Source organism: Streptomyces sp. NPDC005263 (assembly GCF_042872365.1).
Taxonomy (GTDB): Bacteria; Actinomycetota; Actinomycetes; order Streptomycetales; family Streptomycetaceae; genus Streptomyces.
Genome location: NZ_JBIAKJ010000009.1, coordinates 267,168 through 290,223 on the forward strand (window position 1 = coordinate 267,168; position 23,056 = coordinate 290,223).

22 protein-coding genes, 1 pseudogene and 1 riboswitch are annotated in these 23,056 nt (G+C 70.1%); of the genes and pseudogenes, 17 read left to right on the forward strand and 6 right to left on the reverse strand.

Annotated elements, in window-relative coordinates; genetic code table 11:
* Positions 1–117: 117 nt before the first annotated feature.
* Both ACFYRY_RS34040 and ACFYRY_RS34045 read right to left on the reverse strand, forming a co-directional pair.
* Complete coding sequence (locus tag ACFYRY_RS34040) at positions 118–921, reverse strand: thioesterase II family protein (RefSeq protein ID WP_389154536.1); 804 nt, start codon at positions 919–921, stop codon at positions 118–120.
* Between the two features lie 59 nt (positions 922–980).
* Complete coding sequence (locus ACFYRY_RS34045; protein WP_389154539.1) at positions 981–2,594, reverse strand: MBL fold metallo-hydrolase; 1,614 nt, start codon at positions 2,592–2,594, stop codon at positions 981–983.
* 593 nt (positions 2,595–3,187) lie between these two features.
* On the opposite strand from ACFYRY_RS34045, the pseudogene ACFYRY_RS34050 reads away from it, so the two are divergent.
* From ACFYRY_RS34050 to ACFYRY_RS34075, 6 genes and pseudogenes are all read left to right on the forward strand, one after another.
* Positions 3,188–3,370, forward strand: a pseudogene (locus ACFYRY_RS34050) (transposase); the annotation flags it as partial.
* Between the two features lie 83 nt (positions 3,371–3,453).
* Entirely contained in the window at positions 3,454–4,236 is a 783-nt protein-coding gene (locus ACFYRY_RS34055) for a hypothetical protein (protein WP_389154542.1), read from the forward strand.
* A gap of 16 nt (positions 4,237–4,252) precedes the next feature.
* Complete coding sequence (locus ACFYRY_RS34060; RefSeq protein WP_389154545.1) at positions 4,253–4,879, forward strand: hypothetical protein; 627 nt, start codon at positions 4,253–4,255, stop codon at positions 4,877–4,879.
* A gap of 428 nt (positions 4,880–5,307) precedes the next feature.
* On the forward strand, positions 5,308–5,943 hold the full coding sequence (locus ACFYRY_RS34065; RefSeq protein WP_389154548.1) for an ATP-dependent Clp protease proteolytic subunit: 636 nt from the start codon (positions 5,308–5,310) through the stop codon (positions 5,941–5,943).
* Between the two features lie 6 nt (positions 5,944–5,949).
* Entirely contained in the window at positions 5,950–6,255 is a 306-nt protein-coding gene (locus ACFYRY_RS34070) for a hypothetical protein (RefSeq protein ID WP_389154550.1), read from the forward strand.
* A gap of 365 nt (positions 6,256–6,620) precedes the next feature.
* Positions 6,621–6,812: riboswitch (cyclic di-AMP (ydaO/yuaA leader) on the forward strand.
* Positions 6,813–6,815: 3 nt separating this feature from the next.
* Entirely contained in the window at positions 6,816–7,289 is a 474-nt protein-coding gene (locus ACFYRY_RS34075; RefSeq protein WP_389154552.1) for a C40 family peptidase, read from the forward strand.
* A gap of 69 nt (positions 7,290–7,358) precedes the next feature.
* On the opposite strand, the gene ACFYRY_RS34080 is transcribed toward ACFYRY_RS34075, so the two are convergent.
* Positions 7,359–7,817 carry an ATP-binding protein gene (locus ACFYRY_RS34080; RefSeq protein ID WP_389154555.1) on the reverse strand — a complete coding sequence of 153 codons (459 nt, stop codon included), beginning with the start codon at positions 7,815–7,817 and terminating at the stop codon, positions 7,359–7,361.
* A 213-nt stretch (positions 7,818–8,030) separates the two neighbouring features.
* On the opposite strand from ACFYRY_RS34080, the gene ACFYRY_RS34085 reads away from it, so the two are divergent.
* Together ACFYRY_RS34085 and ACFYRY_RS34090 are read left to right on the forward strand one after the other, a co-directional pair.
* Positions 8,031–8,891, forward strand: a complete 861-nt coding sequence (locus ACFYRY_RS34085) for a helix-turn-helix domain-containing protein (protein ID WP_389154558.1) — start codon at positions 8,031–8,033, stop codon at positions 8,889–8,891.
* A 9-nt stretch (positions 8,892–8,900) separates the two neighbouring features.
* Entirely contained in the window at positions 8,901–9,128 is a 228-nt protein-coding gene (locus ACFYRY_RS34090) for a DUF397 domain-containing protein (protein ID WP_389154561.1), read from the forward strand.
* A gap of 50 nt (positions 9,129–9,178) precedes the next feature.
* Here ACFYRY_RS34090 and ACFYRY_RS34095 read toward each other — a convergent pair whose 3' ends face one another.
* On the reverse strand, positions 9,179–10,306 hold the full coding sequence (locus ACFYRY_RS34095; protein ID WP_389154564.1) for an 8-amino-7-oxononanoate synthase: 1,128 nt from the start codon (positions 10,304–10,306) through the stop codon (positions 9,179–9,181).
* A 208-nt stretch (positions 10,307–10,514) separates the two neighbouring features.
* On the opposite strand from ACFYRY_RS34095, the gene bioB reads away from it, so the two are divergent.
* The 4 genes from bioB to ACFYRY_RS34115 all read left to right on the forward strand — a co-directional run bounded on the left by bioB (position 10,515) and on the right by ACFYRY_RS34115 (position 14,725).
* Positions 10,515–11,714, forward strand: coding sequence for a biotin synthase BioB (bioB, locus tag ACFYRY_RS34100; protein WP_389154567.1), 1,200 nt, complete (start codon positions 10,515–10,517; stop codon positions 11,712–11,714).
* Positions 11,707–13,011: an adenosylmethionine--8-amino-7-oxononanoate transaminase gene (locus ACFYRY_RS34105; RefSeq protein ID WP_389154570.1), complete on the forward strand. Its 1,305-nt coding sequence runs from the start codon at positions 11,707–11,709 to the stop codon at positions 13,009–13,011. The genes bioB and ACFYRY_RS34105 overlap by 8 nt, the downstream gene beginning before the upstream one ends.
* A gap of 109 nt (positions 13,012–13,120) precedes the next feature.
* Positions 13,121–13,837: a dethiobiotin synthase gene (bioD, locus tag ACFYRY_RS34110; RefSeq protein ID WP_389154573.1), complete on the forward strand. Its 717-nt coding sequence runs from the start codon at positions 13,121–13,123 to the stop codon at positions 13,835–13,837.
* 180 nt (positions 13,838–14,017) lie between these two features.
* Positions 14,018–14,725: a class I SAM-dependent methyltransferase gene (locus ACFYRY_RS34115; protein WP_389154575.1), complete on the forward strand. Its 708-nt coding sequence runs from the start codon at positions 14,018–14,020 to the stop codon at positions 14,723–14,725.
* On the opposite strand, the gene ACFYRY_RS34120 is transcribed toward ACFYRY_RS34115, so the two are convergent.
* Together ACFYRY_RS34120 and ACFYRY_RS34125 are read right to left on the reverse strand one after the other, a co-directional pair.
* Positions 14,726–15,100: a fic family toxin-antitoxin system, toxin component gene (locus tag ACFYRY_RS34120; RefSeq protein ID WP_389154578.1), complete on the reverse strand. Its 375-nt coding sequence runs from the start codon at positions 15,098–15,100 to the stop codon at positions 14,726–14,728.
* Positions 15,097–15,321, reverse strand: a complete 225-nt coding sequence (locus ACFYRY_RS34125; protein ID WP_356770380.1) for an antitoxin — start codon at positions 15,319–15,321, stop codon at positions 15,097–15,099. Before ACFYRY_RS34125 ends, ACFYRY_RS34120 begins: the two co-directional genes overlap by 4 nt.
* 251 nt (positions 15,322–15,572) lie before the next feature.
* Here ACFYRY_RS34125 and ACFYRY_RS34130 point away from each other — a divergent pair, with 251 nt between their 5' ends.
* The 5 genes from ACFYRY_RS34130 to ACFYRY_RS34150 all read left to right on the forward strand — a co-directional run bounded on the left by ACFYRY_RS34130 (position 15,573) and on the right by ACFYRY_RS34150 (position 22,882).
* Complete coding sequence (locus ACFYRY_RS34130; RefSeq protein WP_389154581.1) at positions 15,573–16,406, forward strand: ABC transporter ATP-binding protein; 834 nt, start codon at positions 15,573–15,575, stop codon at positions 16,404–16,406.
* A 4-nt stretch (positions 16,407–16,410) separates the two neighbouring features.
* Positions 16,411–18,978 carry an ABC transporter permease gene (locus ACFYRY_RS34135; protein WP_389154584.1) on the forward strand — a complete coding sequence of 856 codons (2,568 nt, stop codon included), beginning with the start codon at positions 16,411–16,413 and terminating at the stop codon, positions 18,976–18,978.
* A gap of 476 nt (positions 18,979–19,454) precedes the next feature.
* Positions 19,455–20,600 carry a glycoside hydrolase family 19 protein gene (locus ACFYRY_RS34140; RefSeq protein WP_389154587.1) on the forward strand — a complete coding sequence of 382 codons (1,146 nt, stop codon included), beginning with the start codon at positions 19,455–19,457 and terminating at the stop codon, positions 20,598–20,600.
* Between the two features lie 118 nt (positions 20,601–20,718).
* Entirely contained in the window at positions 20,719–22,305 is a 1,587-nt protein-coding gene (locus ACFYRY_RS34145) for a ricin-type beta-trefoil lectin domain protein (protein ID WP_389154589.1), read from the forward strand.
* Positions 22,306–22,462: 157 nt separating this feature from the next.
* On the forward strand, positions 22,463–22,882 hold the full coding sequence (locus tag ACFYRY_RS34150; protein WP_389154592.1) for a GNAT family N-acetyltransferase: 420 nt from the start codon (positions 22,463–22,465) through the stop codon (positions 22,880–22,882).
* The last annotated feature ends 174 nt before the right edge of the window (positions 22,883–23,056 follow it).

Here is a 23,056-nt window from a genome sequence, read left to right on the forward strand (position 1 = left end):
AGGGGGCCAATTAGCGCTTCTGTAGCCGCCGCGGCGAACTAGGCCGGTTTGTCATTTCGGGGCCGGACGTATGCCGAAACACCCGGCCACGAAAGACCGGTTCGGCGGTCGTGCGGCCTAACGTTCCAGGGATCGGAGGAGTGCGCCGGTCGTTTCGGCCCGTGCCGTCTGCGGAAAGAAGTGGCCCCCCGGCACGGACACGACCTCGAACGGCCCCGCGCACAGCGCCCGCCAGCTCGCCGCCTCGTCGGCTGTCACCACCGGGTCCTCGTCGCCGTACATCACCGTGACCGCGGTGGTGACGTGCGAGCGCGCGGACGGCGGACGGTAGGCCGCCTGCGCGGTGAAGTCCGCGCGCAGCACCGGGAAGAGCCACTCGCGAAAACCGGGCCGGCTCAGGCCCGCGGTGCTCGCGCCGAGCCGCTTCCAGAGCAGTTCGATCTCGTGGTCGTCGCCGGGCGGCTCCAGGGCCGTCACCCCCGGCGCGACCGCCGCGAGGACGACGAGGTGCAGCGGCGGTCGCCCGGACAGTGTCAGACGGTGCGTCAGTTCGTAGGCCAGGGCGGCCCCGAAGCTGTGTCCGACCAGGACCAGCGGGTCCGGGAGCGCGAGGACACCCGGCAGTACGTCGGCGATCAGCTCGTCCACGGATGACAGCGGCGCCTCTCCGCCGCGCTCCTCACGGCCGGGGCCCACGTGGCCGTAGAGGGCGAGGTGTTCGGGCAGCAGGCGCCGCCAGGGCGCGAAGCCGGTCGCTCCCCCGCCCGCGCACGGGAAGCAGACCAGCGTGGCACGGTCGGCATCGGCCGTGCCCGGATCCGGAGTCGACGTCGGAGGCGGGGCCGGCGGACCGACCGGAGGCGAAGGCGGCGGACCGAAGCGGCGCAGCGGCGCGCCGCCCTGCCCGGCGTTGCTCTGCATGTACGCACCACCCAAAAGGTTCTACGACGGGCACAGCGAGACGGGGTACCGCTCGGCGCCTACTGGTCCGTCGGGGCGACCGTGGGCCAGGTGCGCTCGGCCCGGTCACGCAGGAGCTCGGAGGTGACGCCGCGTTCGGCAGTGAGCCCGCTGAGGACTGCGGCCTGCTGGACCGGCTCGGCGTCCGCCTCGTACTCGGAGCCGGTGAGGTGCTTGAGCCAAGGTTCCAGGCCCATGGCGTAGGCGTAGACGTGGCGAGCGTTGAGCTGCCGGGCGAGCTGGTCGGCCTGCGCGGCGTCGCTGCCCTTGAGCCGGCGGCCCTTGTTGTGCTCGCGGGAGAGCTTCCCCTCCAGCAGCGGCCCGTACAGCCAGCCCAGGGGTGCTCCGACGCACTCAAGGCCGATGAAGAGGGCGTCGAGCGGTGTCTCGGTCAGCCCGGGGACGTTGTCGTAGAGGGCGGGTTCGAGCGGTGTGATGTCGGTCGCGAAGAGGAACCTGCGGCCGCCCGCCCGGACGAGCGGGACCATCTTGGTGCGGATGTCGAGGTCGGCGTGTTCGCCGACGAAGGGGAGGGCGGTCACCTCGACTTCGCCCGCTGCGCGGGTGTCCATCTCGGCGAGCTCCTGGACGTTCGGGAAGCCGAGCGCTTCGAGCATGGTCTTGAGGCTGGGATCCGCGAGCGAGCCGCCGGAGGCGCGCGGGACGAGGATCGTGCCGATGCGGGTGCGCAGTTGGAGCAGCGTCTCCAGCGAGAAGTGGTCCGAGTGGAAGTGGCTGATGACAACGGTGTCGATGCGCTGCGGAAGGTCCTCGATCGTGAAGTGCTCGTGCCCGTCCTCGGTGTACCCGATGAGCGGGTCCAGGAGCACGGAGGTGCTGCCCGTCTCGATGAGCACGGAGGCGTGGTTGAGGTAGCGCACCCGGACGTCTCCGGCCGGGGGCGGGGTGTGGGCCGGCGGCGGGGTCGCGTGGAACAGGGCGGTGAAGGCGGGGAGATCGGCGTCGTCGATGCCGAGGCGCTCCGCCAGGTCCGGGACGTCGACGGGGGCGAGGCGCGCCGCGAACAGCTCGTCCCACAGCGGGGAGTCGAACGGTACGTCGATGTCCAAGCGGTCGGCGCTGGGCAGCACGGGGCTGCTGTACACGAACGGCTGGGGTTTCGGCGCGGCGATCAGGGACACGCACTGCCCGTGCCGCTCGAAGGCCGGCGACGAGTACATCAGCGACTCGAAGAACCGGAAGGTCGGCCGGTGGGCAGTGTCGTAGACGAGCTCGACGCGGCCGCGGAGCGATGCCGGGACCTGGGGGTAGAGGGGCTCCATCGCTCCTCCGAGCGCCTTCTCCCGCAGCAGGGACCGGAGTTGGTCGATGTCGTCGGCGAGCTGGAGCTTGGCCCGGCCGTCCTTAGCCATGGTTTCGCGGGCGGCCTGGACCTCGTCCTGGCCGGCGCCCTGAGGGTCGAGGAACGGGGCGCCGTAGCGGTGAGGGTCCGCGGTGACCGAGTCATGGATGTGCGGGGCCTTCAAGTAGCTGTCCACGATGGGCAGAAGACGGTCCCGCAGATTGAGCGCACCGGTGTGGGGAGCCAGGAGATAGGGCCACGCGTACCAGCGGTGCAGCAGGGGCTGGGCGACCACGGACGGGCGGAGGTAGAGCTTCTGGTGTGCCGGCACGTTGCTTCCCTCACTGTCGATGATGTCGGTGGGTGGGGATGGTTCGCGGCATGGGCGTGCGTGCGCGCGCCTGTCGTCGAGGAGGGGGGCAAGGCTCGGGGTGCCCGTCCTGGCCCCGGTTGAGACGGTCGTGTCACCAGGGGTCGAAACGGTGGTGTCACCCGGTTCGAAGGAGACGGGTCACCGAGTCAGTGGCGGTGGGGTGCCCTGTATGCGGTTGGGTCAGCCTTCTGCTTCGCAGCTCCGTTCATGTCTATCACAGTGCCCAGTTTCATCAATCCGGCACTTTTGGCGCCCAGTTGGGAATCGATCACGCGCTGATGCATCTCTAACTACGATCCCCCGAGTGATCCAAAGTGAACGCATAGTGACATGGATTACATGGGGCGGGGCCGCGCGCTCGTGCTTGACTGGGCCACTTCGGCCGCCTCACCTACAGGTACGGCCCCGCAAGCCGTCCGTCGCCCGCCGTGCGGCGCGGCCTGACACGGGCCCGTGAGCTGACGGTGTCGACGACGGCGTCCTTGATGATCATGTGACTGTCGGCCTGGTTTTTGCCCGTTGGTCTTGTCGTGGGGAAGAGGGAGTCACGGCTGTGGATCGTCTCGGACGAACTCTGGTCGCTCATCGAGCCGTTGTTGTCCAAGCCAGGTCCGAAACGAGTCGAGGGCAGACCGCGGGTCCCGGACCGGCAGGCGCTGTGCGGGATCCTGTTCCTGCTGCACACCGGCATCCAGTGGGAGTACCTGACCCAAGGGCTGGGCTTCGGATCCGGATTGGGTGCGGCTCTTCTGTAGGGAGGGGGTGAGCTGGGAGTTCGGCGCTGGAGCTGCGGTCTTGGGAATGCTGCTTCTACGGTGTGGCCACGACCTTGGGGGCGGCGATGGGTTCATTGTTCGAGGAACTGGACGCGCGGGAGGCCGCATCCCGTGCACGGATCGAGGAACTGCGGTGTCAGGTCGTCGAGTTGACGCAGGCGATCGAGTACGAGGAAGCGACGCTGTCGCGTCTTGTGATCACTCGGGAGACGGTCACGGAGATCTTCGGCCCGGCCCCGGTCGAAGGCGCTGATGCGGGAGAATCGTCGGCTCAGGTCGGGCAGGAGTCCGGGGCCGCCGCCGGCTCGCCGATCGGGGTGCTGACGGTGCGGCCGTGGCAGGCGGGCATCAAAAGTGCGACCAATCGATGCGCCCGGAAGAAGAGCCTCTGCTCTGGCAGCTGGCCCCTTTGCCCGCGCGACGATCTCTTTGAGGAGTTAACCGGAGAGCTCGGCTCCCTGGGGGCGGGCCGGCTCACCCACGACGAGTTGGAAGACCTGCTCACCGAGCGCGACAGACAGCTGATGCGGCGGTTGCTGCAGGACCACCTCGACCTGCGTGCCCTGTGGGAGGAAGCCGATCATGCCGCCGCTGCGGTGGCGGCCGGGCGGTCGCGCGTCGAACGGGGCCACGGGCGGGCCCTGGCCACGGTGGTGGGCCCGGTCACCGTGCGCCGCCTGGCCTTCAGGGCTCGGGGAAGCCGAACATCTACCCGGCCGATGACGCCCTGGCGCTCCCGCTCACCCGGCACAGCCTCGGCCTTCGCCGCCTGGCGGTTCTCGAGGCGGCTCGCGGCTCCTACGACGACGCGCACCGGGCCATAGAGCGCGGTGCGGGCAGGTGGCCGGCAAGCGGCAGCTGAAGGAACTGGTCAGGGCCGCCGCGGTGGACGTGGCCGCCTTCTCTACGGCGCGCACCCGGGTGCCGTCCACGAGTGAGGTGCTGCTGGTGCTCTCCGCCGACGCCAAAGGCATCGTGATGAGACCGGACGCGCTGCGGCCGGACACCGCGAAAACGGCGGCGGGCAAGAAGCGCGGACGGGGCGTCTTCCGCACTCGCCTCGCGTCCGAGGAGAAGAACTGCCGCAAGCGGATGGCCGCGCTGGCCTGCTCCTACGACGTCGGCCCACTGGGCGAAAGCGCGGGCCTTGCGCTCGTGCAGTGTGGCGAGAAGCAAGAGGTCAGGTTCCGTGCGCTGCTGATAAGCACGAAACGCATCCCCGAGCTCGACGAGATCTCCGCGCAGCGCATCAGGCCGCAGGGTGTGGGGGACGATCCGCTGCGCGATCTTTCCCCCTTGCCTGGTCCCTGGGGGGCGCCGCGCCAGGAGAGACGGCGCGAGCCCGAAGCACCACAGTCGGCTCGGCGGCCGGAGCGGAGGCCTCTGCGGCGGGGAAACGATCGGAGAACACCGTGGCTGCAGCGTCGTGTGCCGACGCTCGTCGTGCTGCCACCGGGGGCACGGTAGGGCTCTCAGGATCGGGGGTACCCACCCGATCTCCGACGACCACCATGCAGCAACGGGCCCGTTAAGGCTCAGGCATTCCAATCGGCCCTCTGGAGGCCTTCCTTGCGGATCCAGTTGGTCGACTGACGCACGACGGTGAAGAGCCGGGCCGCCCACATTCATTGACGGACACTCCTACCGCGGCGAGTCGCGACAAGCTCGCAGATCAGGGTGGCCAGCGACATCGGGGGGGGACAACCGGGGAGGTCCCGGAGGTGAGGGCGACGACGCCCCCCGGCAATCAGTGACAGGAATGTGAGACACGATCCCCACAAGGAGCAAAAAAGCGCCTCTGAGCTGGGCATTTACCTTGATCACTAGAATCCGTCCCCATCATAACGTCACGTACGTCCTGTACATTCTTTACAGACGCCGAAGGAGGGGTACCGATGACCCGACCGTCCGCCCGCCACGTCCTGCCCGAGTTCACCGAACGCACCAGCTCCGGGTACCGGACGATGGACCCGTACTCGAAGCTCCTGGAGGGGCGGATCGTCTTCCTGGGGACGCCGATCGACGACATCTCGGCGAACGACGTGATGGCCCAGTTGATGTACCTCGAACACCAGGACCCGGACCGGGACATCTCGCTGTACATCAACTCCCCCGGCGGCTCGTTCACCGCGATGTCGGCGATCTACGACACGTTGCAGTACGTCACGTGCGACGTGGAGACGTTCTGCCTGGGCCAGGCCGGCTCGTCGGCCGCGGTGCTGCTCGCCGCGGGCACGCCGGGCAAGCGCTCCGCGCTGCCGGGCGCGCGGATGGTGATCCACCAGCCCGCGATCATCGAGCCGGTCCAGGGGCAGGCCAGCGATCTGGCCATCCAGGCGGACGAGTTGACGCGGGTACGCAGCCGCATGGAGGAGCTGCTCGTCCGGCACACCGGGCGGACCGCGGAGCAGGTGCACGCGGACATCGAGCGGGACAAGATCCTCACCGCCCAGGAAGCCGTGGAGTACGGGCTGGTGGACCGGCTCGTCCCGAGCCGCAAGGCCTCGCGTCCGGCACCCGGCGCGAGGTGAGCCGCGATGCTGCCCGATCTGCCTCCGCTGCCCGCCCTCACCCGCGCCGAGGGTGAGGTGATCGACCGTTACCTCGACGTGGTCGACCTGCTCGGCCGGATCAATCCGGCACAGCACGGGGACACGTACCAAGGACTGCGTGCCGCGCAGGCACTGGTCGGCAAGGCGGCCGCCCTGCGGGACGCGCTGGAGCTGATGCACCGTCGGGGCGAGACCGAACTGCACGCCGACACGCTGGCGCGTGCGTTGCGCGTGCTGGACGGGGAGCGTCGCACGGCCCGCGTCACCGTGCCGCCGCGCTCCGACAGTTGACGCTCTCCCAGCCGGTCCGGACGCGGCGCGAACCGCCGAGCGTCCGGGCCGGAGCCGAAACGGACCAAACGGGGTACCGCTGTTCGGACTAGACACAGCTGCTTTTATCGTCCCGTTCCGGTTGCGCAACGCGCGTAGCCGGGGAACGAAATAGGACGTTCCGATGCTGGTCCGGGCCCCCTTGGGCCCCTCGACAGTTCATCGAACAGGAGGGTGTCCACCCGAACGGGTGAGTGGTGAGTAACAACACAAACCCCCGGTTCCATTGGGTTTTTCGGACATCCGTGAGCCAAGATCCCTGACTGACGACAAGACCCCGCCACAGCGGCGGGGCGATCCGGGCGGGCGCCGAGTCCTGCCGCCGCTCGGATGACCGGTCGACAGGAGTGGATCGGCAGGAGTGGAGGACCCAAGCACGACGGGTCGCCGGAACGGCCGTCTCCGTACAGGAGGCGCCGGGTCGAGCAGCCCTTGGGGTGAAGCCGCGTCAGCGGCCGGGCAACTTTGTCAGCCCGAATCCGACAGGTCATCCTTCACAGGCGGCTGACGAAGGGTTGCGCATGACTGCGCTCAATCGTGTCCCGTCGCTCATGGTCCGGGCCGGTACGGCCTCGGCCTTCGCCATCGCCGCCGTCGGCGGTTCGATCGTGGTCCCGGGGGTCGCCTCCGACGCCGCGGCCGCCACACCGGCGACGAAGGCACTTCAGGTCGCGGCCTCCAAGAAGGGCTCCCCGTACAAGTACGGGGCGACCGGGCCGAAGAGGTTCGACTGCTCCGGGCTGACGATGTACTCGTTCAAGAAGGCCGGCAAGAAACTGCCCCGCACGGCCGCCCAGCAGTACAACAAGACGCGCCACATCTCCTCCAAGAGCCGCAAGGCGGGAGACCTGGTCTTCTTCCACTCGGGCTCGAACGTGTACCACGTCGGCATCTACGCCGGGAAGGGCAAGCTCTGGCACTCCCCGAAGACCGGGGACGTCGTCAAGCTGCAGAAGATCTGGACGAAGAGCGTCTGGTACGGCCGGGTCAAGTGACCTTCCGCGCGGGGCGACGGCGAGCTGACCCGCCGTCGCCCCGCGCGTCCGTCCCGCGACAGGGGTCCGCTACGGCTCCTGTTGTCCCGCCGCCGATACCGGCGCGGCCGGAACGGACCACGGCAGTTCGATGGAGACCGTCTTGCCGCCCTCTCGGGTGGGTCTGACTCTCAGTTTGCCGCCGCACTCGGCGGCCAGCCAACGGATGATCACCATGCCCCGGCCGTTGTCCTGCTGGACGGCGGCCGGCAGTCGTTTGGGGAATCGCGGGTGGCTGTCGGTGACACCGATGCGCAGGTGTTCGTCTCGGTCGAGCTCGAGGTCCACCGTGAAGGTGGGTGACTGTCCGAAGGTGTGCTGTACGGCGTTGGTGGTGAGTTCGGAGACGATCAGCCGGATGCTGTCGGCGATGTCGGTGTCCGCCGCGAGTCCCCACTCCGCCAGGGTGCTGAGCACATAGGTGCGGGCCGCGGAGACCGAGGCGGGAACGCTCGGCAGAGTGATGGATGCTTCCAGATGGTCTGCCATGGCGACGTCGTCCCTTTCCCAGGGGCCCGCAGTCCGACACGGAGCGGATGGTTCGAGTACGGTCCCGGACTGGTGCTTCGTCGCCAGACTGCCATTACCGCGGCGGTCACGGGAGGCGATCGGCCAAGTAATGCATATATCTGTCGCTCGAAGCGGTGAACTCTATGACGACAGAGCATATTTGGGTGCCTCGGTCGGAGTAAGGAGTAACCCATGCAGCACGGTCCTGCGGTGCGCCGCCGGAAACTGGGGGCGGAACTGCGTTCCCTGCGCGGCGGTACCGGGCTCACGAGTGGTGAGGCGGCCCGGTTGGTGGGCTGGCACCAGTCGAAGGTGAGCCGGATCGAGACCGGCGCCAGTGGGGTGAAACCGGCCGACGTGCGATTACTGCTGGACGCCTACGGGGTGCGGGACGCCCAACTACGGGAGTTGCTGCTGGTGTTGGCGGGGTCCGACGACAGCGCGGGGCGGCATCACTGGTGGCACGCGTACCGCGGGGTGCTGCCGCCCACCTACCGGGACTTCATCAGCCTGGAGTCGCAGGCGAGCGCGATGCGCACGCTGGAGACCTCGGTGGTGCCGGGTCTGTTGCAGACGGCGGAGTACGCCCGGGCGGTGACCAGGGCGGCGGTCGACGGGCTGGACGAGGAGCGGGTGGACGCCCTGGTGGAGGTGCGGTTGGCCAGGCAGGACGTGCTGCGATCGCAACCGCCGCTGGAGCTGGACGCCGTGCTGGACGAGGCGGTGCTACGGCGCGAGGTGGGCGGCCCCGAGGTGATGGAGCGGCAGCTGGAGCGCCTCCTGGAGGCGGCGCGACTGCCCCAAGTGCGGTTGCAGGTCCTTCCGTTCGCGGCCGGAGCTCACATCGGTGTCACCGGGCCTTTCGTTATCTTCTCATTTTCGAGCACATCTGATCTGGATGTGGCTGTTCTCGACCACTTGACGAGTAGCCTCTATCTCGAGGGGAAAGAAGACCTTCAGGCCTACACCGAGGCCTTCAACGCCCTTCAGTTCCACGCCCTTTCGCCCGAGGACTCGTTGGATTACATCGCCGCGATAGGTGACGGCGCGTAAGGAGGCACCATGACCGCACTGCCTCGGCACGTACCTTCCACTACCGATCTGCCCGACGTGCGGTGGCTGCGCAGCAGCTACAGCACCGGAGCGAACAACTGCGTCGAGACGGCCCGGCCGCAGACCGGCCGCTGGGCCGGTCTGCTCGCCGTACGCGATTCCAAGGACCCGGCCGGACCCGCGCTGCTCTTCTCCCCCGGGAGCTGGGCGGGATTCACGGCCGCGATCCAGTCCTGATCAGACCGCCCCGTCCATCGGGGCGCGGCGCACGGCCGTGTCACGCCGACTCATGGTCGTGTCTCGTCGATCACCCGTACAGCGCGTTCTATCTGCCCCGCGGAGAGGTCCGCGCGGGCGGTCAGTCTCAGCCGTGAGATGCCGTCGGGCACGGAAGGAGGTCGGAAGCAGCCCACGGCCAGCCCGGCGGTACGGCAGTCGGCCGCCCAGCCGACCGCCGTCTCCGGGGACGGCGCGCGCACCGAGACCACCGCGGCGTCCGGGCGTACCGCCTCAAGCCCCGCGGCGGTCAGGCGTGCGTGCAGTTCACCCGCGACCTCGCGTGCCCGCGCCGCCCGGTGCGCCTCCCGGCGCAGCAGCCGCAGCGCCGCCAGGGCCGCGCCGGTCGCCGCGGGGGCGAGGCCGGTGTCGAAGATGAACGTCCGGGCCGCGTTGACCAGGTGGTCGATCACTCGGGCGGGGCCGAGCACGGCGCCGCCCTGGCTGCCGAGCGACTTGGACAGCGTGACCGTCACGACGACGTCGTCGGCGCCCGCGAGACCGGCCGCGTGCGGGGCGCCGCGGCCGCCGTCGCCCAGGACGCCGAGTCCATGGGCGTCGTCGACCACCAGCCCCGCGCCGCGCTCCCGGCACGCCGCGGCCAGGGCGGCCAGCGGGGCCGCGTCGCCGTCCACCGAGAAGACCGTGTCGGACACCACCACCGCGGGGCCCTCGTGCGTGCGCAGGGCCTTGCCCACGGCGTCCGGGTCCGCGTGCCCGACGACCTGGGTGGTACCCCGGGCCAGCCGGCAACCGTCGATCAACGAGGCGTGGTTGCCCGCGTCGGAGACGATCAGCGAGCCGTGCGGGGCCAGCGCGGTGACCGCGGCCAGGTTCGCGGCGTAGCCCGACGAGAAGACGAGGGCTGCCTCGAAGCCGCAGTGGTCGGCCAGCTCGCGTTCCAGTTCGGCGTGGAGCGCGGTGGTCCCGGTGACCAGCCGGGAGCCGGTCGCGCCGCCGCCCCAGGTCCGGGCGGCCCGGGCCGCGCCCTCGGTGACCTCCGGATGACGGGCCAGGCCCAGGTAGTCGTTGCTCGCGAGGTCGAGGACCGGCGAGTCGGCGGGGCGGGGCCGCAGCGTCCGTACGAGCCCGGCGCGGCGGCGCCGGTCCGCCTCCTCGTCGATCCAGCCGAACGCCATCGGTCCTCCAGGGCTTTTGGCTTGTGTAGGCAGTGCGGTGCAGGGCAGTGCTGGGCAGGCCAGTGCACAGACCGTATTTGTAGGCAGTGCACAGACACTAGCGGGACAACCGGGCACCCCCTATGTGGCGATACCCACACCGCCGAGCGCCTTCGTTGTGCGAACTCTCCTTGGCCCCGGACGGCTCCTTAGGACAGGATCGGCTTTCATGGACCTGCTGAACACGCTGGTGGAAAAGGGGCTGCGGCGCGAGGTGCCGAGCCGCGAGGAGGCACTCGCCGTCCTCGCCACTTCCGACGACGACCTGCTCGATGTGGTGGCCGCGGCCGGCAAGGTACGCCGGCACTGGTTCGGCCGACGGGTGAAACTCAACTACCTCGTCAACCTGAAGTCGGGCCTGTGCCCGGAGGACTGCTCCTACTGTTCCCAGCGGCTCGGCTCCACCGCCGGCATCCTCAAGTACACCTGGCTCAAGCCCGATCAGGCCTCCGAGGCGGCCGCGGCCGGGTTGGCGGGAGGCGCCAAACGGGTGTGCCTGGTGGCGTCCGGCCGCGGGCCCACCGACCGGGACGTGGAGCGGGTCGCGGGCACCATCAGGACCATCAAGGAACAGAACGAGGGCGTCGAGGTGTGCGCCTGTCTCGGGCTGCTCTCCGACGGTCAGGCGGAGCGGCTGCGTGAGGCGGGCGCCGACGCCTACAACCACAACCTGAACACGTCCGAGGCGACGTACGGGGACATCACGACCACCCACACCTATGCCGATCGGGTGGACACGGTCACCAAGGCGCACGCGGCCGGCCTGTCGGCCTGCTCGGGTCTGATCGCCGGTATGGGCGAGTCGGACGAGGACCTGGTGGACGTGGTGTTCTCGCTGCGCGAGCTGGACCCGGACTCGGTTCCGGTCAACTTCCTGATCCCGGTCGAGGGCACCCCGCTGGCCAAGGAGTGGAACCTCTCCCCGCAGCGCTGCCTCAGGATCCTGGCCATGGTCCGGTTCGTCTGCCCGGACGTCGAGGTCCGCATCGCCGGCGGCCGCGAGGTCCATCTGCGCACCATGCAGCCGCTCGCTCTCAACCTGGCCAACTCGATCTTCCTCGGCGACTACCTCACCACCGAGGGTCAGGCGGGCAAGGCCGACCTGGAGATGATCGCGGACGCCGGCTTCGAGGTGGAGGGCGCCGACCAGGTCACCCTCCCCGAGCACCGGGTGACGGCCCGGGGCGGCTGCGGGTCGCACGACACCGACGGCGCCGGGTGCGGGTCCCACGAGGAGGCGGGCTGCGGCTCGCACGGAGGCGGCGGAGTGTGCGGTACCGCCCCCGCGGCCACCTCGGGCGAGCCCCGGACGGATCTGGTCGCCGTACGCCGTCGTGGTGCCGGAACGGACCTCGCGCCCAATGCCTGACCTGCCGGTGGCCGGGCTGACCGTGCCGGAGCTGCTGGAGCTGGACCGGCGACACGTCTGGCATCCGTACGGCCCCATGCCCGGGCGGCAGGAACCGCTCGTCGTGGAGTCGGCGAGCGGGGTGCGACTGCGCATCCGGGCGGCCGACGGAGCGGATGCCGAGGTCGTCGACGGGATGTCGTCCTGGTGGTCGGCGATCCACGGCTACAACCACCCTGTGCTGAACGAGGCCGCGCGTGCGCAGCTCGGGCGGATGAGCCATGTGATGTTCGGCGGGCTCACCCACGAGCCCGCCGTACGACTGGCCAAGCTCCTTGTCGACATGTCGCCCGACGGTCTGGAGCATGTCTTCCTCGCCGACTCCGGTTCGGTGTCGGTCGAGGTCGCGGTCAAGATGTGCCTGCAGTACTGGCGCTCGCTCGGCCGCCCCGCGAAGCGACGGCTGTTGACCTGGCGCGGTGGCTACCACGGCGACACCTGGCAGCCGATGTCGGTGTGCGATCCCGAGGGCGGGATGCACGAGCTGTGGAGCGGGGTGCTGCCCCGGCAGGTCTTCGTGGACGCGCCGCCCGCCGCATACGAGGAGTCGTACGCCGAGCTGCTGCGCTCCACGATCGCGCGTCACGCCGACGAGCTGGCCGCGGTGATCGTCGAGCCGGTGGTGCAGGGCGCCGGGGGGATGCGGTTCCACTCCCCCGCGTATCTGCGGGTGCTGCGCGAGTCGTGCGACGCGCACGACGTACTGCTGGTGTTCGACGAGATCGCGACCGGGTTCGGGCGCACGGGCGCGCTGTTCGCGGCGGAGCACGCGGCGGTCACTCCGGATGTGATGTGCGTGGGCAAGGCGCTGACCGGCGGCTATCTGACGCTGGCGGCGACGCTGTGCACCGCGCGGGTGGCCGAGGGCATCTCGCGCGGCGAGGTCCCGGTGCTCGCCCACGGCCCCACCTTCATGGGCAACCCGCTGGCGGCCTCCGTCGCCTGCGCCTCCATCGAGCTCCTGCTGGGCCAGGACTGGCTGTCGGAGGTCAAACGGATCGAGGCGGGGCTGCGGGACCAGCTGGCCGCGGCGTCCGAGCTGCCGGGGGTGAAGGACGTCCGGGTCCTCGGCGCGATCGGTGTCGTCCAGCTCGACCACGCCGTCGACATGGCGGCGGCCACGGCGGCCGCCGTGCGTGAGGGCGTGTGGCTGCGCCCGTTCCGCGACCTCGTCTACACGATGCCGCCGTACGTCACGGGCGACGCGGACCTGGCTCGGATCGCTCGGGCGGTGTGCGCGGCGGCGCGAGAGGGGTGAACGGGGTTGCGTGGCGTGGGGGCCTGGTGTGGTGCGGGTGGCGTGGGCGCGTTGAGCCGCGGACGTGGGATGGGTGCGTTGAACGGCACGGGTGAGTGGGAGTGATGGCATGCCGGTCCTGGTGATCACGGGCACGGGTACGGAGATCGGCAAGACGGTCACGACCGCCGCCGTCGCCGCGGCGGGTCTCGCGGCCGGGCGGTCGGTGGCCGTGCTGAAGGCCGCGCAGACGGGCCTACGGCCGGGCGAACCGGGAGACGCCGAGGAGGTGACCCGGCTCGCGGGTACCGTCACGTCGGCCGAACTCGCCCGGTATCCCGACCCGTTGGCGCCCGCGACGGCGGCCCGCCGGGCCGGGCGGGCTCCGGTGCGCCCGCAGGACATCGCCGAGGCCGCCGCCAAGCTGGCCACCGAGCACGATCTGGTGCTGGTCGAGGGGGCGGGCGGGCTGCTCGTCCGGTTCGACGCGGCGGGCGGGACGCTGGCCGACGCGGCCGAGCTGCTGGCGGCGCCGGTGCTGGTGGTGGTGTCGGCGGGCCTGGGCACGCTGAACACCTCGGAACTGACGGCACGTGAGCTCCGGGGGCGCGGCCTCGAGCTGGCCGGACTCGTGATCGGCAGCTGGCCCGAGGTGCCTGATCTGGCCGCGCGCTGCAATCTGGCGGACCTGCCGGAGGTGTCCGGCGCACCCCTGCTCGGCGCCCTGCCCGCCGGGGCCGGCGGCCTCACCCCCGCCGACTTCCGCGCGGCGGCGCCGGGGTGGCTGGCGCCGCGGCTGGACGGCACCTGGGACGCGGAGGCGTTTGGGGGGCGTGAGGCTCCGTAGGTCCTGTCTGACCGTTCCCGTCGTCGCCCGAAGGGTGGCCGCGCGGCGTCAGGTGCGTGCGTGGAGGGCAGCCCTCGGTGGCCCGTCCGGGCGATCGGCGGTCGCTCCGGGTGGCGCGGGGGTGCGGCGGGCCCGTCCGGGGGAGAATCGTGGTGAGGCCCGCTCGCGAGGGAGGTCGCCATGCCGCCACAGCTTCGGCCCACCGGCTCCGGCAAGGTGTCCCCGGATCCCGTCCACCACCCGCTGTTCGCCCGGTACTACGCCCGGGCCAGTGTGAGCGCCGAGACCAGGATGGGCATGGGCCGGATCCGCGCGCGGATGCTCGCCGGGCTGTCGGGGCGGGTGATCGAGATCGGCGCGGGCAACGGCCTGAACTTCGCGCACTATCCGCGCGCCGTCTCGGAGGTCGTGGCGATCGAACCGGAGCGCCTGCTGCGACGGTTGGCGGTGGAGTCCGCCCGGCGCTGCGAGATGCCCGTCGACGTGGTGCCGGGCACGGCGGAGGCGCTGCCGGTCAAGAGCGAGGCCTTCGACGCGGTGGTGATCTCGCTGGTGCTGTGCAGTGTCCGGGATCTGCCACGTGCCCTCGCGGAGACGCGCCGGGTGCTGCGACCCGGTGGCGAGGTGCGGTTCTTCGAGCACGGCAGGGGCGGCGGGCCGGCCATGCGGTTCACCCAGCGGGCGCTCGACCGCACGGTGTGGCCGGCGCTGAGCGGCGGCTGTCATCTGGCCCGCGACCCGGTCGCCGCGCTGCGCGACGCCGGGTTCGAACTCGGCCCCTACCGGCGGATGTCGATGCCGGAGAACGGTCCGAGGCTGCCCGTGTCGTACTGCGTGCTGGGCACCGCGTGGCGTCCGGCGACCGAGGCGCCCGCCGACGGGCGGTGATCAGCGGGTCCACCGGCGCAGTTCGTCCGCGATCTCGTGGACCGAGGCCTCCCCGCCCTTGACCAGCCGGGCGAGGTCGCGGACCCGCTCGGGTGAGGTCGTGACCTTGAGTCCGCCGGCCACCAGGTAGGCGTAGGCGACCGCGACCGCGAAGAGGGCGTTGGAGCGCTCCAACGCGGGGACGTGAATGAGGAGTTGGAGCAGCGCGGCGGCACGCGCGTGCGGGCTGTCGTAGACCGGGACCTCGAAGATCTCGGCCTCGTGGCGCGCCACGGCGGCGACGAGGGCGCCCCAGTCGGTGACCTGGGGGTCCCCCGGCGTCTTCTGCTCGGCGAGCATCAGGAGCCAGGCGAGGTCGATGCTCAGATCGCTCAACGGCCCTCGCGCTCCGAGCCGAACTCCTCGGCGAAGACGGACTCGTACTGCTTCATGAAGTCGGCGGCGGCTTCCACGAAGGTGTGGCCCACCTCGCCGGTGTCCTGTTTGACCAGTTCCTCGATGTAGCGGTTGACGCTCAGGCCACGGGCCAGGGCACGCTCACGGGCCGCGCGGGCCGTGCCCTCGTCCACGCGCACGTTCAGCTGGGTCTTCGCCATACTCAGAAGCTAGCGCCGAATCGCTAGCACCGGCAAGTGCTCCCCCCAGAGGTGGAGAGTGCCCCTTACACCGATACCAGGGGCCCGACCTGGGGTGGAGAACACCCGGGACCCACGGGGGATACCGACTGTGGGCCGGGTCACATTAGGCTCGGCCGGACGAACACGTCGTACGTCCCGAAAGCGCCGGGAAAGTCCCACCTCACAGTCACCCTGAAGCAGAGTCCACGTCCAGAAGCGAGGAGGCAGTCTTGTCCACCCCTGCTGCTCAGCATGTACCGGGCCGGGCGTCGGCCGACGGGGTCGCGGCCCGTGCCCGCGGTCTGACCAAGGCGTACGGATCGGGCGAGACGACGGTGCTGGCCCTGGACTCGGTGGACGTGGACATCGCGCGTGGCCGGTTCACGGCGGTCATGGGGCCGTCGGGCTCCGGGAAGTCCACGCTGATGCACTGCCTGGCGGGGCTCGACACCGTGTCGGCCGGACAGGTGTGGCTCGGCGACACCGAGATCACGGGGCTGAGGGACCGCGAGCTGACCCGGCTGCGCCGGGACCGGATCGGATTCATGTTCCAGTCGTTCAATCTCATCCCGACGCTGAACGCGGCCGAGAACATCACCCTGCCCATGGACATCGCGGGCAAGAAACCCGACGAGAAGTGGCTCGACCAGGTCATCGACACGCTCGGGCTGCGCGACCGGCTGCGGCATCGGCCGTCCCAGCTCTCCGGCGGCCAGCAGCAGCGGGTCGCGTGCGCGCGGGCGCTGGCCTCCCGGCCCGAGCTGATCTTCGCGGACGAACCGACCGGCAACCTGGACTCGCGGGCGGGGCTGGAGGTCCTCGGGTTCCTGCGCGAGGCGGTGGACCAGCTCGGGCAGACGGTGGTGATGGTCACCCACGACCCGGGGGCGGCCGCCCACTCCGACCTGGTGCTCTTCCTGGCGGACGGACGGATCGTCGACGAGACGGAGCATCCGACGGCGGACGCGGTCCTGGAACGCATGAAGCGCTTCGACGTGACCCGCGCCCCGTTCGACCCGGCCCCCGAGGCCGAGGGCCAGGATCCCTTCCACAAGGAGGCCTGACCTCGTGCTGAAGGCGACGCTCCGCAGCTTCCTCGCCCACAAGGGGCGCCTGCTGCTCTCGGCGCTGGCCGTCGTCCTGTCCGTGGCGTTCGTCGCGGGCAGTCTGATCTTCTCCGACACGCTCAGCCGGACCTTCGACCGGCTCTTCGCCTCGACCGCGCCCGACGTCACCGTCAGTCCGAAGGAGAACCTCGACGAGGCGGTGCCGTCCGGCATGACGGCCACCCTGCCGGCGGCGCTCGCGCGGCGGGTGGCCCAGGTCGACGGGGTGGCCGCGGCGCGCGCGGACGCCGAGGTGCAGAACATCACCGTCGTGGACAGCGAGAACGAGTCCGTCGGACCGACCACCGGCGCCCCCACCATCGGCACCGACTGGAGCCCCGACCAGCGCAGCCCCGTCGAGCTCACCTCCGGCCACGCGCCGCGAGGGCCGGCCGAGGCACTGCTCGACTCGGAGTCCGCCGACCGCAAGGGCGTGCGGATCGGGGACACGCTCACCGTGATCGCGGGACCGGGTTCGTTCAAGGTCAAGGTCGTCGGGATCGCCACCTTCACCACCACCAACCCCGGCGCCGCGCTGGTCTTCCTCGACACCCCGACCGCGCAGACGAAGCTGCTCGGTGACCCGAAGGCCGCCACGAGCATCTCGGTCGACGCCGACGAGGGCGTGAGCGACACCCAGCTGAAGCAGCGGGTGACCGCCGCGCTCGGGGCGAACCGCTACGAGTTCCGGACCGCCGACGAGCAGGCCAAGTCCGACGTCGAGCAGTTGGGCGGCTTCCTCGACGTCATCAAGTACGTCATGCTCGGCTTCGCCGGAATCGCCGTGCTGGTCGGTGTGTTCCTGATCGTCAACACCTTCTCCATGCTGATCGCGCAGCGCACCCGCGAACTGGGCCTGCTGCGCGCACTCGGCGCCGACCGGCGTCAGGTCCGCCGCTCGGTCCTCACCGAGGCGCTGCTGCTCGGACTGGTCGGCTCCACGCTGGGTCTGGCCACGGGCATCGGACTCGCGGCCGGGCTGATCGCGCTCATGAACACGCTCGGCATGAACATCAAGTCGAGCGAGATGGTGATCGGCTGGGGCACACCCGTCGCCGCGTACGTCGTCGGTGTCGGCGTCACCTTCGTCGCCGCGTATCTGCCGGCCCGGCGGGCGGCGGGCATCTCGCCGATGGCGGCCCTCGCGGACGCCGAGATCGCCGGCATCGGCAGGCCGCTCAGGACCCGCGCGATCGTGGGCGGGGCGGTCGGGGCGGCGGGCGTGGCCGCGCTCGTGGGCTGCGTCGCAGCGACGAGGACCGCTTCGGCGGCCTCCCTGCTGGGCCTCGGCGTCGTCCTGACCCTGCTGGCCACCGTCATCGCGGGCCCGTTGCTGGTACGCCCGGTGATCCGGGTGCTCGGCGGCGCCTTCCCCGCGCTGTTCGGGTCCGTCGGCCGGATGAGCCAGCGCAACGCGCTGCGCAACCCCCGCCGCACCGGCGCCACCGCGGCCGCCCTGATGGTCGGTCTGGCCCTGGTCGGCGGGATGTCGGTGGCGAGCGCGTCGATGACCAAGTCCTTCGACCAGCAGATCGACAAGACACTGGGCGCCGACTATGTGATCCAGAACGGCAACTTCCTGCCCTTCCCGCGGGAGCTCACCGACGCGGTGCGCGAGACCCCGGGCGCCGGGCTGGTCGTACGGTCGCGGTTGACTCCGGTCGCGGTGCGCCTGCCGGACGGCGACCGGGTGGAGACGACCGCCGCGGCCTACGACCCCCAGCTCGACAAGGTCGCCCACATCACCTACGCACAGGGCGACACCGCGGCGGCGCTGGCGACCGGTCGCATCGCCATGGATGTGGACTTCGCACGCGATCACGACGTACGGGTCGGCAGCGCGATCCCCGTCGAGTTCCAGGGCGGACGCTCCACCGAACTGACCGTGGGCGCCCTCACCGACCAGGAGACCGCCGACGGGTTCGGCACCCAGGGCGGACTGTACTTCGGCCTGGCCACCCTGGAGCGGTTCGCGCCGGGCGGGCAGGACTCGGCGCTGTATGTGAACGCCGCCTCGGGGACCAGTGACGACGAGTTGCGCGCGAACCTGGAACGGACACTCGACCCCTATCCGCAGGTGCAGGTGCGCGACCTGGCCGACTACAAGAAACTGATCCACGATCAGATCTCGGTCCTGCTCTACCTGGTGTACGCGCTGCTCGGCCTGGCGATCGTCATCGCGGTGCTCGGGGTGGTCAACACCCTCGCCCTGTCCGTCGTGGAGCGCACCCGGGAGATCGGGCTGCTGCGGGCGATCGGGCTGGCCCGGCGCCAGTTGCGCCGGATGATCCGGCTGGAGTCGGTGGTGATCGCGGTGTTCGGCGCGGTACTGGGGCTCGTGTTGGGGCTGGTGTGGGGCGTGTGCATCCAGCAGGTCCTGGCGTTGCAGGGCCTGACCGCACTGGCCATTCCCTGGACCACGGTCGTGGCGGTGGTGGTCGGCTCGGCGGTGGTGGGGGTGGTGGCGGCGCTGCTGCCCGCGCTGCGTGCGTCCCGGATGAACGTGCTGGCGGCCATCGCCCACGAATGACGGCTGCTCGGCTTGCCGGACCACCTGCCGCGGTTGCCTGTGCGGCTTGCCGCCGAGCCCGCGGACGACGCTGAGCTTCACGTGCGCGCGCTCGGGGCGTCGGTTGGGTTAGCAACGGGCGGTGTTGGCCGTGCTGCTGCTGGCGCTGTCTTCTCCTGGTCGTACCACGCCCTCACCCCGGACGCGGCTCGTCTGTCCACACCGTGTGACGCGAGCCGCGCACCGAACCGGATGTCAACCCTCCATGGAGCGGCTGTCAACGGGCTGTAGACGCCCTGGCGGTTGTCTTGGTCAGGCGGGCAACGGCTGCCCCTCTCCGTCTCATCGATATCGCGAGGAACCCGGCCTCCTCCCGGCCGGCCGCCCTCGGACTGATCCATCTGCTGGAGAAGGCCGGCACGTAGCCCGTCGCGAGCGGCCCTCGTCTTTCGGGCCGCGGGCTCACCTGACCGGACAACGACAAGGAGTAGTTCCCCATGCCCTTACCCCTTTTCAGACAGCTGCCCGAAAAGCAGGCCCTCTTGGGCAGGACCACGGTGTTCACCGTGCTCACCGCGCTGGTCATCGCTCTGTTCGTGTCCGCTCCGACCGCCTCGGCGGCCGACGGGCGGATCACCGGGCTGGCCGGCAAGTGTGTCGACATCGCCGGAGCGAGCAGCGTCAACGGAACCGCCGTCCAGATCTACGACTGCAACGGGACCAATGCCCAGATCTGGTCGAACCCGGGTGACGGCACCCTCCGAGCCCTCGGCAAGTGCCTCGACGTCGTCGATCACAGCACGGCCGACGGCGCATCCGTCCAGCTGTGGGACTGCACGGGCAACGCCAACCAGCAGTGGGTGGTCACCACGGCGCGCGACATCGTCAACCCCGCGGCCGACAAGTGCCTGGACGTCCGTGAGAACGACCCCACCAACGCCACTCGGCTGCAGATCTGGACCTGCACCGGCAAGGCCAACCAGAAGTGGACGGCCCCCGCGAGCGGCGGCGGTTCGACCCCTTCCGGCTTCGTGGTCAGCGAGGCCCAGTTCAACCAGATGTTCCCGAACCGGAGCAGCTTCTACACCTACAGCGGGCTGGTGCAGGCACTGAGCTCCTACCCCGGGTTCGCGAACACCGGCAGTGACACGGTCAGGAAGCAGGAGGCCGCTGCCTTCCTCGCCAACGTGGACCACGAGACCGGTCACCTGGTCTACGTGGTGGAGCAGAACACCGCCAACTACTCGCACTACTGCGACCTCAGCCAGTCCTACGGCTGCCCGGCCGGTCAGTCCGCCTACTACGGGCGCGGCCCCCTCCAGCTCAGCTGGAACTTCAACTACAAGGCGGCGGGCGACGCGCTCGGGATCGACCTGCTTCACAACCCCTGGCTGGTTCAGAACGATTCCGCCGTGGCCTGGCGCACCGGCCTGTGGTTCTGGAACACCTCGACCGGCGCCGGCACGATGACACCGCACAACGCGATGGTGAACCAGGCAGGCTTCGGCCAGACCATCCGCGCCATCAACGGCTCTGTCGAATGCGACGGGAAGAACCCCGGGCAGGTGCAGAGCCGGGTGAGCGCCTACCAGAAGTTCACCGGGATCCTCGGAGTCGTCCCCGGCAACAACCTCTCCTGCTGAGGCCCCTCCCTTCTCACGGCCGGACTTCGAATTCCTGGCGACCTCGACATTCGACCTCGACCTCGACATTCGACTTCGGCACTCGACCTCGACCTCGACAGACGGGGAATCACGCACGATGAACACGATCCTGAGACGCTGTGCCCTCGCGACAGCGTCGGGACTTCTGTCTCTCTCGGTCGCTTCGACGACCACCGCGTCGGCGGCGCCGACGGCGCCGACCGCTCAGCGCTTCGCTCCGCAGACCTTCGCGCACCCGGGTGTCAACATCACCTCGACGCAACTGGAGTTCGTGCGGACCAAGGTCCAGCAGGGCGCCGCTCCCTGGAAGGCCGCCTACGACGACATGGTCGGCGATCCGCTTGCCTCGCTCTCCCGGACACCGGCACCCCGGCCTGTCGTCAACTGCGGTCAGAGCAGCAATCCGAACAACGGATGCACCGACGAACGGCAGGACGCCATCGCCGCGTACACCGACGCGCTGGCATGGGCCATCAACGGCGACGAACGGTACGCGCAGAAGGCGATCCAGATCATGGACGCCTGGTCGTCCACGATCACGAGCCACACGGGCGCCAACACCGGCATCCAGACGGCGTGGTCGGCCGCCTCCTGGGTCAAGGCCGCCGAACTCATCAAGTACCAGTACCACAACTGGCCGAACGCTGGTCGCTTCGCGAACATGCTGCGTTCGGTCTACCTGCCCGTCGTCGTGAACGGCGACGACAGGACCAGCAACTGGGACCTCACCGAGGCCGAGGCCTCGATCGGGATCTCCGTCTTCACCAACGACGGGGTCACCTTCGACAAGGCCGTCAACCAGTACCTGGCACGCGTTCCCGCCTTCGTCTACCTCGAGTCCGACGGGCCGACACCGCACCGGAGCCCGGACGGCACGTTCAACTGGGAGACGGCGAAACGGTACATCACCGGGATGACGCAGGAGACGTGCCGGGACTTCGTGCACACCGGCTACAGCATCGCCTCCATGTCGCACATCGCCGAGACGGCGCTCATGCAGGGCACGGATCTCTATCCGCAGGTGGGTGAGCGGCTCCGGCAGGCACTCGGGTGGCAGTCCACCCAGGAGGTGCGCGCGGCTCCGGAGCCGGCGGACCTGTGCGGCAAAGGGCCGCTCGAGCGCGGTCTCGGCCCGGTAACCGAGACCGGTTTCAACGCCCTGCACACCCGGCAGGGGATCGTCATGGCCAACACCCAGGCGCTGACCGAACGCAGCCGGCCGGCGGGCACGAACTACCTGTTCGTCGCCTGGGAGACGCTGACCAACGCGAACAACCCGGTGCAGCCCGACACCCAGCTGCCCACCGGGCCGATCACCGGTCTCGGAGGCAAGTGCGTGGACATCGCCGAGGCCAACAGCGCCGACAACACCGCGGTCCAGATGTACGACTGCAACGGCACCGACGCCCAGCAGTGGACCGTGGGCGGCGACGGCACGCTCCGCGCGCTCGGCAAGTGCCTCGACGTCGCCTCCGCGGGCACCGCGGACGGGTCCAAGGTCCAGTTGTTCCACTGCAACGGCATCGCCGCCCAGGTGTGGCAGCGCGGCGACGGCGACACGCTGATGAACCCGGCGTCGGGCAAGTGCCTGGACGTCACCGAGATGTCGACGGAGAACAACGCCCGCCTGCAGATCTGGTCCTGCACCGGCACCACCAACCAGCAGTTCCACCTGCCGGTCTGACGGTCATCTCCGGAGCCCGCAGGGCGCATGCCATCGGCAGGGTCAGCAGGGACGACGGCTCCCTCTGACCCTGCCGATGGCGTTGCGCGACCCGTGAGGTCCGCCATCGGCGGGAAACCGTTTGCCAGGCGGACCGGCGCTCTGCTTCGCTCGCCCCATGAGCGATCTCCACATCCGCAGTGCCACCCTCTCGGACATCGACACCGTGCTGCGGTTCTGGCGCGAAGCCGCGGAAGGGACGAGCATCAGCGACGACCACGACGGAGTCGCCCGCCTCATCACGCGAGACCCCGACGCCCTGCTGCTCGCCGAGCGCGACGGCGCCCTCACCGGAACCGTCATAGCCGGCTTCGACGGATGGCGATGCTCCGCGTACCGACTCGCCGTGCACCCCGACCACCGCCGCCAGGGCATCGCCACCGCCCTGCTGGAAGCAGCCGAACAACGATTCGCCGCCCTGGGCGGGCGACGCGTCGACGCCATGGTCCTCGAAGCCAACGAACAGGCCCACCACACATGGGCCTCGACTGGCTACCATCGCGAGGACCACTGGCGGCGCTGGGTCAAGCCGCTGTAGGCACGGGCCGCCTCAGCGGCTGACGCGGCGGCCGACCATCACGCTTTTGGCCATCCTTTACGGTGGGAGGGCACTCGGTCCTCCATGAAAGGTGTGAGCGTCCGCCCATGGGCGAGCCTCCCGGTACGCGACATCGCGCGATCGCGCTCCTCCGCGCCCTGTCCGACCATGGGA